9 protein-coding genes and 2 pseudogenes are annotated in these 9,302 nt (G+C 60.2%); 5 read left to right on the top strand and 6 right to left on the bottom strand.

The window, feature by feature from the left end:
• Positions 1–209 (top strand): autotransporter outer membrane beta-barrel domain-containing protein (locus GTF44_RS19695; protein WP_171562733.1); only part of this gene is annotated, 209 nt, incomplete at its 5' end.
• 129 nt (positions 210–338) lie between these two features.
• Here GTF44_RS19695 and GTF44_RS22640 read toward each other — a convergent pair.
• The 6 genes and pseudogenes from GTF44_RS22640 to GTF44_RS22635 all read right to left on the bottom strand — a co-directional run.
• Positions 339–590, bottom strand: a complete 252-nt coding sequence (locus GTF44_RS22640) for a type II toxin-antitoxin system RelE/ParE family toxin (protein ID WP_367383429.1) — start codon at positions 588–590, stop codon at positions 339–341.
• 56 nt (positions 591–646) lie between these two features.
• Positions 647–922: an antitoxin gene (locus GTF44_RS19685; RefSeq protein WP_216365184.1), complete on the bottom strand. Its 276-nt coding sequence runs from the start codon at positions 920–922 to the stop codon at positions 647–649.
• 120 nt (positions 923–1,042) lie between these two features.
• Positions 1,043–1,606, bottom strand: coding sequence for an MsnO8 family LLM class oxidoreductase (locus GTF44_RS19680; RefSeq protein ID WP_367383428.1), 564 nt, complete (start codon positions 1,604–1,606; stop codon positions 1,043–1,045).
• Between the two features lie 14 nt (positions 1,607–1,620).
• Positions 1,621–2,058, bottom strand: a pseudogene (locus GTF44_RS19675) (IS5/IS1182 family transposase); the annotation flags it as partial.
• 170 nt (positions 2,059–2,228) lie between these two features.
• Positions 2,229–2,927, bottom strand: a complete 699-nt coding sequence (locus GTF44_RS19670) for a LysR family transcriptional regulator substrate-binding protein (RefSeq protein WP_253261365.1) — start codon at positions 2,925–2,927, stop codon at positions 2,229–2,231.
• Between the two features lie 51 nt (positions 2,928–2,978).
• Positions 2,979–3,155: pseudogene (locus GTF44_RS22635) on the bottom strand (LysR family transcriptional regulator); the annotation flags it as partial.
• Between the two features lie 107 nt (positions 3,156–3,262).
• On the opposite strand from GTF44_RS22635, the gene GTF44_RS19665 reads away from it, so the two are divergent.
• From GTF44_RS19665 to GTF44_RS19650, 4 genes are all read left to right on the top strand, one after another.
• Positions 3,263–4,270, top strand: coding sequence for a TAXI family TRAP transporter solute-binding subunit (locus GTF44_RS19665; RefSeq protein ID WP_171562729.1), 1,008 nt, complete (start codon positions 3,263–3,265; stop codon positions 4,268–4,270).
• A 76-nt stretch (positions 4,271–4,346) separates the two neighbouring features.
• On the top strand, positions 4,347–6,275 hold the full coding sequence (locus GTF44_RS19660) for a TRAP transporter fused permease subunit (RefSeq protein ID WP_171562728.1): 1,929 nt from the start codon (positions 4,347–4,349) through the stop codon (positions 6,273–6,275).
• Entirely contained in the window at positions 6,272–7,840 is a 1,569-nt protein-coding gene (locus GTF44_RS19655; protein ID WP_171562727.1) for a sulfatase, read from the top strand. Before GTF44_RS19660 ends, GTF44_RS19655 begins: the two co-directional genes overlap by 4 nt.
• Positions 7,840–9,297 (top strand): aldehyde dehydrogenase, encoded by a 1,458-nt coding sequence (locus GTF44_RS19650; protein WP_171562726.1) that lies wholly within the window; start codon positions 7,840–7,842, stop codon positions 9,295–9,297. Before GTF44_RS19655 ends, GTF44_RS19650 begins: the two co-directional genes overlap by 1 nt.
• Positions 9,298–9,302: the final 5 nt, after the last annotated feature.

The raw sequence follows: 9,302 nt of genomic DNA, 5'->3' as shown, positions 1-9,302 counted from the left end.
ATTTCGGCGCGGGTAGCACGGTGGAGGTGGCCGGCGCGTCGCTGACGAGCGAGAATGAGGCCTGGGCGCTTGGGGTCGGCATTGGCGGCACCTATGCGTGGAGCGATCGCGTGGACTTCTTTGGCGAAGCCTCCTATGCCAGCGGGCTCGGCAACGCCGGGGATGCCAGCGCCCTCAGCGCAAGCGCAGGACTCAAAGTGATGTTCTGAAATCGTGCTGGCGAGAGGAATACTGCAGGTGATGGCGCTTCCGCGATTGCAGATTGCGTGCCATGAAAGGCAAGAATTGCTGGTCCGAGAACGGGTTGCCCAACCAGCTTCGGGTGACGTCGTCCGGCATCACAGGCGGTCCCTAAGCCGATTTAAGAGGTCCATACGTTCGTGAAGGACTGCGATGATGATTGGCACATCCCCTGTGAGCCAGAAGATGTAGTGATGCTCGCAACGGTGGACTCGCACATCGTCAGGCAAGGCATCGTGGGACTTCGACCGTGTCCCCCCGTCGCTGATCGCTTTGCAGCATGTCTCGATCTGGTCGAGATACCTTTCAGCTTGGTCGGTCCCCCACGTCTTGTGGCTGTAGTGCCAGATGCCCCTCAGATCTTATTCCGCTGCGAGGGTGAATTTGTAGCTAGTCATCCGAACCGTTACTGTTCCAGCTGTGCGCGCGCCTCACGATGGATGTCAGTGACCGACTTCGTGGATAGCTCTCCACGCCGAGCTTGGTCGATCCGCGGCTTCAGGAACTCGGACAGGGCGCTGAACGCCTCCTCCTCGTTCATCTCGTCGAGCGGGGGTGCGTCTCCAAGGGTACGCTTTAGAACGAATTCCTTGATGCTCTGCCCTTTGAGGGCAGCGATGGCCTTGAGCATCTGATGCTCTTCCGGGGTAATGTCGATCGAGAGTCTGGGCATGAATTGCATATAGCTCAACCAGCCCAACAAAACAACATTTGTTGCCAATCGGGAGTGTCGCGGTCCGTGACATCAATCGTGATGCCGTACAGAACCTCTGCGGATCAGCCGAGCGGGACGAAGACGCGATCAGGCGATCTTTGTTATCTCACGCAAGTCCATCAGGGCGTCGGCAGCAATCTGGAAAGAGCGAACCCGTGCCGCATGATCGTGTATCATGCCTGTCACCATGAGTTCGTCAGGCTGATATGTGTCGATAAAGCTGGCAAGCTGTTGCTTGACCGTCGCCGCAGACCCGGTCGCCGAGCAGAAGAAGGCATGGTTGACCTGCGCAAGCACCGCCGCCGGGATTTCGGACGCAACGTTGTCTATCGGATGAGGGAGTTTACCGGGATTTCCCATGCGCAGTCTTGCAAACGCCAGCACTTGCGATGACCGCAGATAGTGTGCTTGCGCATCGGTGTCCGCTGCGCAAACCCCCGCAGCCACCATCACATAGGGACGTGAAAGGTGTTCCGATGGTTGAAACGAGGCCCGATAGACGGCCAGCGCCTGTTCCAGCATGTCCGGTGCAAAATGTGACGCGAACGCATAAGGCAGGCCCAGATAGGCCGCCAGTTTCGCGCCATGTAGGCTCGAACCGAGGATCCAGACGGGAACATGCGTGTCCGCGCCTGGAATAGCCCGGACAATGGTCCCATCGGGTGTTTTGACGGACAGGCCTGGCAGACCTCTTTCAACGCGCGGTATCGCCTTGTGCCCGTGATGTTTTGGCCCCTGTTCGGGTCGGAGTAATTACGCCGGAACTGCTTCAAGGCATGCCCTTCCGGGCAAATGTACTGGTCGTTCTCTTCGTCCCACTCGAAGTCGGCTCGCGACCACGTCCCGTCCTTGCGATTGGATTTGTCGATCACTGAAATAAAGGGGATGATCGCGCGCTTTTTGACCAGCCATGCGAGGTTTGCGGCGGAACCATAGGCCGTGTCTGCAGCCAGCCAATCCGGTCTAATCCCAAACCGTTGTTCTGTCCTATCCAGCGTGGTTTGTGAGGCGCCAACCTCGGCCTGGCGGATCGCTCGTGTTGCCTCAACATCCATGATTACCGAGCTTTTTGTGTCGATCAGATAGTTGTTGGCATAGCCGAAAGCAGATCACGCAGCGATGCCAGCCGAGTTTGGAATTGGCGTGGCGCCCAGTTATCCCGTTTCAACGGACGGGAACCCGCAGTCGAAATGCGAGCCGCAGAAATAATCTCAAATGCGCCCAGAATGCTCAAGCACACAAAAAAGGGCCTTCGACCGGACATCAGGTGATCTCATCGACCCGAGAAACCGCTTGCTCTTGCCAGGTGCGTCTCGAGCCTATCTTGGAAGTCCAGGATGTCCGGGCGATGCCGTTCGATCCGGCGGCACCAAAGCACGACGTCGCGGCTGGGCAGATTTACGGTCAGGTTAAGTTCATTTGCATCAGCCAGAACCCCCGACAGCCGTGCGAGCCGTCTTGGCATTATACAGAGGGCTTCCGTCCGCCTCAGGATTTCAGCTGCCATGACAATGTCCCCGGTAAAGCTAATGGACGCGGTCACACGCTCGGTTCCGAGCCCGGCAAGGATTTCGGTCTGCGATCCGAAGATCCCGGATAGCGCCCCAATCGCGATCCACCGATGCTCTCCGAGCTGTGACAAAGAAATACTGTCAGAGCGAACGCTTAGAGGATTCGATGGTCCGGCAAACACGGCCAGATCGTCCTCAAACAACTTGTGCTGAAAGAGATCGTCCTGGAACAGATTGATCTGCTCTGGCGCCAGAACGACGTCGAGATGGCCGTCATTCAGCCTTTCGATCAGCCGCGACGCGGTCGCAGAGACGACACGAAGGGCGTATCTGGGTCGATCTTCGAACAGTTCGGAAAAGAACCCACCCATTATTGAGGCCGCAAGCATCGGCCCTACGCCTAAACGTAGCTCGCGATCCTGGCCGCCTCTCCAGAGGTCGATTGCGTTTTCTGCCTGCATCCGGCTCTCAGCAATGGCCCTGCCGGTCTCTGCCAGTCTCTGGCCAATTCGTGTCGGCCGGACACCGTATCGCTCCCGCTCAAGGACAGGGCTGCCGACCTGATCCTCAATGACCTGCACCGCGCGGCTTAGGGTCGGCTGCGTCACGTTCAGCTTCTGAGCTGCCTGGCTGATGGAGCCAAGGTCCGTGATCTCGGCCAGCCAATAGAGATGCTTGGGGTTTAGCATGGCGCCAAGGTATGCGGAAACGTATGGGAATGTCCACTTTATCGATTTTACACATGGCGCGGTGGTGTGTGACTATGCCCATCAAGGCGCTGATAAGGGAGGAACACATGAAACATCTGCGCAAGACTCTCGCCGGGGGGCTCGTCGCGCTGGCGTTCGCGGCCCCCGCAACTGCTGAAACACTCCGGGCCGAAGGAGGGTCTGCTGCGGGGCTAAGCGCGCTTGTGCCGCAGCTCCTCTCGAAATACGCCGCCGATGACCACGAAATCCGCGTCAACATCGACCAAACGCTGACGCGCTCGGTGCTTAAGGTCGCAACAGGCGCGATTGATCTTGCCAGCACGCCGGCGGGGGCCTTCTCCCGCATGCAAGCCGGCAAAGTGCCCTATGCCGATCTCGGCCAGGAAGCCATCGATGCCTCGGCAAATGTCAGATCCTTGTTCTCGTTCCTCGGCGGGCACGTTCACGCGATCACCTATGCGGACAGCGAGATCGAGACCTGGGACGACCTGCGTGGCAAGCGCGTGTTCGTGGGTCCTCCGGCCGGGTCGTTTTCGGCCCAGACCGTGGCCCTCATCGAAACGATCACCGGCATGAAGGCGAATGAGGACTATGAGGCGATCCGGCTGGCCTGGAGCGCGGCGAACCAGGCGTTCGAGGATGGCAAGTTCGATGCCTTCCTGCGGTCGGGGACCATCGGGTCCGCCGCGATAGATCAGCTTGGCTCAGCCACACAGTTCCGCCTGCTCGGTGTTCCGGAAGAGATCCTCGGGACGCCGGCCTGGGATGCCTATCTGCAGACCCCTGGCTATGCGGCCGATGTCCTTCCGGCGGGCACATATGCTAACCAGGCCAACAACGACGAGGACATTCTGGCATCCGCCTTCGTCATGTTCGTCAGCGTGCACCAGGACATGGATGAACAGACCGCCTATGATCTGACCAAGGCGATGTTTGAGAACCTCGATGACGCCCACTCGGTCAGCCCGGGGCTTACGCCCCTGACCATCGACAACGCGTTCATGTCGCTTGCCGCGCCCCTGCATCCTGGCGCCGCTCGCTACTATGAAGAGGTGGGCATCAGCATTCCGGAGAACCTGCTTCCGGGGTCCTGAGCCGTTTCAGTTTGGGGGCGCTGCGGTGCCCCCAACTCGATCACTCCGTCACACCACGTAGCGAGAGGTGCATCGCATGGATGTAGCCGCCGAAACCCAACGGCCGCTCAAGGCCCGGATTCTGCTGATTATCGGCTTTGCGTTCGCCCTTCTTGGATACCTGAACGCGATGCCGGACTTCGGCCCGTTGCCTTCGATTGGTGTCATTCGGGCGGCTGACTTGCACCCCGGCGTCTTCGCTGTCGGGCTTGTCATCTCCTTTCTGGTGATCTCGGAGTTTTCTCGCTCACCACTGGCGATTGCCGTTACGCTGTTCAACTTTGCGCTGGTGCTCGTCGCCCTCTACGCGCTCTGGTCCTTCAATATCGCCGTAACGCGCATCGAGGACGTCGGTCTCTTTTTCTTTCAAGACTTCCACGCCTGGATGGCCATCACAGGTTGCTTAATCATCCTCTACTACTGCTGGCGCATCTGGGGTCTGCCGCTCGCGACCGTCGGTACGCTTGCCCTGCTCTATTTCTTCTTTGGAGAGCACCTGCCGGGCATCCTCGGGCACGCAGGCATGGACTTCACCCAGGATACGCCGGCTGAGCTTTGGTACAACACGGGCGACGGTGTTATGGGCAACATCCTCGCGATCCTGATCAACACCGTTTTTCCCTTCATCATTATGGGCGCGGTTCTGGAAGGGACCGGGGGCGGCAGATCCATGATCAAGCTGAGCTTCCATGCCATGAGGAGGTTTCGTGGCGGCCCCGCTCACGCCGCGATCATGGCCTCGTCGTTGTTTGGCACGATCTCCGGATCCGCCGTCTCCAACGTCGTCGGCACCGGCGTCATCACCATCCCGATGATCAAGCGGCGCGGGTTCCGGCCGACATTTGCAGGCGGGGTCGAGGCGACGGCCTCCACCGGCGGGCAGATCATGCCCCCGATCATGGGCGCGGCGGCGCTCGTGATGGCCGACTTCATCTCGGTCGACTACCTCATCATCATCACGGCGGCGATCGTTCCGGCGCTGGCCTACTATGCCTCGCTCTTCACGACGGTGGTGTTCGAGTCACGCTCTCTGGGCGTTGAAGTGGCCGAGGATGAAGAGATTGATCCGATCACCACCCGGGACTGGATCAACCTCATCCTCGTCATCATGCCGGTCACCATCGTGGTGATTGCGCTCCTGTCCGGCTTCTCGGCGGCCGGGTCTGCAATGATTGCGCTGACCTGCCTTCTGATCCTCAGCTTTCTCAATCCGGAGATGCGGAAACGGCCCATGACCGTTGCCGAGAGCTTCGCCAATGGCGGGATCACCTTTGGGCGGTTGTTGATGGCGATCGGCACGGTCAGCCTGATCATCGCGGTTCTCGGTGCCACGGGCCTGCCGCTTGAATTCGCCAAGGTCATCAGCGGCAGTGCGGGCGAGAGCTTGCTGCTTGCCCTGGTCTTCGCGGCGCTTGCGGCGCTTGTCCTGGGGATGGGGATGCCGACGCTGCCCGCCTACCTGACGATCGTGATCATCCTTGGTCCGTCCTTGACGAGCCTGGGGCTGACCGACCTGACCGCGCATTTCTTTGTCTTCTACTTCGGCGTGGCGTCGGCGATCACACCGCCGGTGGCGATTGCCGCCTTCGCGGCGGCGTCGATTTCCGGCGGCGGGGCGATGGGAACGGCCGTCCAGGCCACACGAATTGGTATCGTTATCTTTGCCATTCCGTTCCTGTTCGCCTTCAACCCGGTCATGCTGATCATGCCCGAGGCAGGCGCGGAGTGGAGCCTTGTTCCGTTTCTCTACCTGTTGGTCCGGCTGGCCGCCCTCATCTACATGCTGGCCTCTGCCTGCAGCCGGTTCGATGCGCGGCGCATGACGCTTTGGGAGGCCGGGCTGAGGATCGTGGCGGGACTGGCGCTGATACACCCCGATCCGCTTGTCAGCGGACCGGCCCTGCTCGCCTCCATCGGGCTGGTGATCCTGCACCGGATGGTTTGCAAGGGACCCGCGACCGCATGAGCAAACGCCCCAACATCCTCTACTTCATGACGGACCAGCATCGCGCCGACTGGCTGGGCTATGCGGGACATCCGGTTGTGCGGACCCCGAACATCGACGGACTTGCCGCACGCGGCACGCGGTTCACGAACTTCTACGTGACAACGCCCGTGTGCATGCCAAATCGCGGCGCGATCTTCACCGGGCGGTACCCCTCGGTGAACGGGCTGCGGCACAACGGGTTGCCGCTGCCGGAGGACGCGAACACGTTTGTCGATCTTCTGAGAGACGCCGGATACCACACGGCCTCCATCGGAAAGAGCCATCTCCAGCCCTTCACAGACAGACCGATTGACCTCGAGGGCCGGACCCTCGATGTGAACGAGAGCATTCCCGAGGCAAGAAAGGCCAATGGAGCGGTCTACACGGCCGAGCAGCCATCAACCTATGAGGACCCGTCTGCTTACGGGGTCGCGATGCCCTATTATGGGTTCGACCATGTCCGGATGGTGACCAACCACAGCGACCAATGTGGGGGCCATTACCTTCAGTGGCTCAGGCAACAAACCAATGAGTGGGCCAGCTTGCGGGACCACTCAAACCAGTTGCCCCATACCTATACCAACCCCCAAGCGTTTCGCACCGGCATCCCCGAGGAGCTGTACCCGACGTCCTATATTCGGGATCAGGCGAAGCGATATCTCGGTGACAGAAGCGGCGATGACCAGCCCTTCTTCGCCTTCGTGTCCTTTCCGGACCCGCATCATCCGTTTACCCCGCCCGGCAAGTACTGGGACATGTACGATCCCGATGACTTCGCCGTCGATCTGCCGTTCGAGGCACACAAAAACCCGCCAAAGCAGGTGAAGGCTTGGAGAGATTTGCTAAAGCAAGGCGTGGTCCCGGCGAACCAGCAACAGGCCTTCATGGCCCCCAAGCGCCAGATCCAGGAAGCCATGGCCCTGACCGCGGGTATGATCACCATGATCGACGATGCCATTGGGGAAATCCTAAAGGCGCTGCAAGACAGCGGTCAGGCCGACAACACCATCATCGTCTTCAACTCCGACCACGGCGACTACATGGGTGCATTCTCACTGTTGCTGAAGGGGCCATTCCCGCATGTCTCGGTGAACAAGGTCCCGTTCATCTGGGTCGATCCGACGCAAGAGGGCCCATCGACGGCAAAGGGTTTGGCGGCCTCGGTGGATATCGGACCGACGATCCTCGAACGCTGCGGTGTCCTGCCGTACTTTGGGATGCAGGGGCGGTCGTTCCTGCCGCAAATCGACCAGACAGCCTCGCCCCGCGAGTGCGTGTTGATCGAGCATGAGGAAAACAAGATCTACCCGGGCTTCTCAAAGATCCCGAATATCCGGAGCCTTGTAACCGAAACCCATCGTCTTTCGATCTACAAGGGCGCCGAGGATGGCGAACTCTACGACATCGCCGCCGACCCGAACGAAACCCACAATCTCTGGGACGATCCATCATCTTCCAGGGTGAAGTCAGACCTTCTGTTTCAGTTGAATCAGGCGATGCTTGACGCCATCGAGCCCGGCCCCCGACCATTGAGGTACGCCTGATGGCCCCTCTCGAGGTCTCGCTGCACATCAACAACAAGAGCGAACCGGCCATTGACGGTGGAACCTTTGAACGGCGGTCGCCGATTACAGGCGAGGCGGTCACCGTAGCCGCTGCCGCGAAATCCGCCGACGTCGATCGGGCGGTTCTGGCGGCGCAAAACGCCTTTGTCACCTGGTCATCGACCAGTCCCGAAGAGAAACGCAAGGTATTGAACAGCTGCGCGGATGCGTTGGAAGCGCGGGTTGATGAGTTCGTAACCCTTGGCATCGCCGAGACCGCCAGCACGCTGCTGTGGTACCGAAACAACGTCAAACTCGCGGCGAGCTTCCTCCGTGAGGCGGCGGCCATGACCACCCAGATAAAGGGAGAGATCATCCCATCAAGCAAGCCGGGCATGCTTTCGATGGCCCATCGCCAACCCGTTGGCGTCCTTGTCGGGATGGCGCCGTGGAATGCGCCCATAGTTCTAGGGGTTTGGTCATTTGCGATGCCGCTTGCCTGCGGAAACACGGTCGTGATGAAGGCCTCAGAGAAATGCCCGGGCCTGCATCGCTTGATCGGAGACTGCATGGCAGATGGCGGTCTGCCCCCCGGGGTCTTGAACATCATCACACATTCGGCCGGTGACGCGCCCGAGGTCGTCAATACGCTTATCGACCACCCGCTGACGCGCCGCATCAACTTCACCGGCTCAACCCGCGTCGGCCAGATCATCGCCGCGCGCGCCACGAAACACCTCAAACCCTGCCTTCTGGAACTGGGCGGGAAGAACCCGATGCTGGTGCTCGAAGATGCGGATATCGAGGCCGCCGCCCGCGCAGCTGCCTTCGGGGCGTTCATGAATCAGGGCCAAATCTGCATGTCGACGGAGAAGATCATTGTCGTCGATGCGGTTGCAGATGCGTTTGAGACAGCCCTGCGCGCACGGATCGCAACTCTTTCTGTTGGCGTACCGGCGGACGAACAGAACCTCGCATCGGTGGTGGACCGCGACACCATCGATCACGTCGATCGGCTGATCAGCGACGCTGTCGGAAAAGGGGCGAGCACGATCGGCGGTGGCGTACCGCTTGATGGGACCATCATGCCCGCCACTGTTGTCGTCGGAGTGACGTCCGATATGGCGATCTACGGGGAGGAGACATTTGGCCCGGTCGCCGCGCTGGTTCGGGCCAAGGACGAAGACCACGCCATCGAGATCGCCAACGACACCGAATATGGGCTGAGCTGCGCCATCTTTACGAAGGACATCGGTTGCGGGATGGAGGTCGCCAAACGACTGACCACTGGGATCGCGCATATCAATGGTCCGACCGTTGGGGCCGAGGCCCAAGTGCCGTTCGGGGGCACCAAGGCGAGCGGTTACGGCCGGTTTGGGGGAACCGCCGGTATCGATGAGTTCACCGAGCTTCGCTGGATCACCATCGAAGACCCAAATCAGACCTATCCGATCTGAGGCGC

The organism is Roseobacter sp. HKCCD6576-2, from assembly GCF_013179285.1.
Lineage (GTDB): Bacteria > Pseudomonadota > Alphaproteobacteria > Rhodobacterales > Rhodobacteraceae > Rhodophyticola > Rhodophyticola oceani.
Note: the sequence above shows the minus strand (reverse complement) of the source record. Positions and strands in the feature narration are given on the sequence as shown.